The sequence below is a fragment of the Mycolicibacillus trivialis genome (genome assembly GCF_002102395.1).
GTDB lineage: Bacteria > Actinomycetota > Actinomycetes > Mycobacteriales > Mycobacteriaceae > Mycobacterium > Mycobacterium triviale.
This window is the reverse complement of record NZ_LQPZ01000042.1, coordinates 1-1,196: the sequence shown is the minus strand read 5'-3', so window position 1 is coordinate 1,196 and position 1,196 is coordinate 1. Positions and strand designations below refer to the sequence as shown.

Here is a 1,196-nt window from a genome sequence, read left to right as displayed (position 1 = left end):
GGGACTGGTGCACGATCGGGTGACAGTGTCGGTGTCATGCCGCTGAGGCGGCTGTGTTGATGATCGTCTCGTATTGGACCGGGGTCAACCGGCCGAGGCGGACCTGACGGCGTCGGCGGTGGTACGTCCGTTCGATCCAGGTGACGATCGCGATCCGCAGCTGCTCGCGGGTGGCCCACCGCTGCCGGTCGAGGACGTTGCGTTGCAGCAGCGCGAAAAACGATTCCATCGCCGCGTTGTCGCCGGCGGCGCCGACGCGGCCCATAGATCCGACCAGGCCGTGCCGATTGAGAGCGGACACGAACTTCCGGGACCGGAACTGAGAACCCCTGTCCGAGTGAATAATACAACCAGCAACATCACCTTCTCGGCGGGCGACCGCATGGTTGAGCGCGGCCACCGCGAGACCCGATTGCATGCGGGAGTCGATGCTGTAGCCGACGATCCGCCCCGAGCAGGCATCCTTGATCGCGCACAGGTAGAGCTTGCCCTCGTCGGTCCAGTGCTCGGTGATATCGGTCAACCACAATTGGTTCGGGGACTCAGCGGTGAAGTCGCGTTCAACCAGGTCGTCGTGCACCGGCGGACCCGGCTTCTTACCGTTCTTCCCACGTCTCTTGCCGAAGCTCGACCACCAGCCGTTGGCGCAGCAGATCCGCCACGCCGTCCTCTGGCTCATCGCCTGACCAGCGTGTTCGGCTTCGTCGGCGAGGAACCGGTACCCGAACTCCGGATCATCGCGGTGCGCGTCGAACAGGGCGTTCGCCCGCGCGGCTTCGATCCGATCGGCGGTGGTGACCGCCTCCTTGAGCCAGCGGTAGTAGGGCTGTCTGGCGAGCTTGAGTACCCGGCACGTCACCGCCACGGGGATCCCGTCGGCGGCGAGCTCCTTCACGAGCGGGTACATCATTTTCCCGGCAGGTTCGCCTGCGACAGATACGCCGCCGCCCGGCGCAGGACTTCATTCTCCTGCTCCAACAAGCGATTGCGCTTCCGAAGCTCACGCAGCTCCGCCGAGTCGGTAGCGGTGACGCCGGGGCGCTTCCCCTCCTCGACATCAGCAGCGCGCAACCAGTTCTGCAGACAGGTCTCGCTAACCCCGAAATCGGAGGCGACCTGCTTGATCGTCACTCCAGGTTCACGACGGCGGGCCACCGCGACGACATCATCACGGAACTCGCGGGGATACGGCTTAG

The 1,196-nt window shown here is 65.1% G+C and carries 1 protein-coding gene; it reads right to left on the bottom strand.

Going from position 1 to position 1,196, the window contains the following annotated elements; all coding sequences use genetic code 11:
• Positions 1–34: 34 nt before the first annotated feature.
• Positions 35–1,196 (bottom strand): IS3 family transposase gene (locus AWC30_RS15175; protein WP_207568458.1). Its coding sequence is split into 2 segments (ribosomal slippage), with 1,160 coding nucleotides annotated over them: positions 35–913 and positions 916–1,196; the frame shifts between segments, so codons are not numbered across the junction. This gene is flagged as partial in the annotation.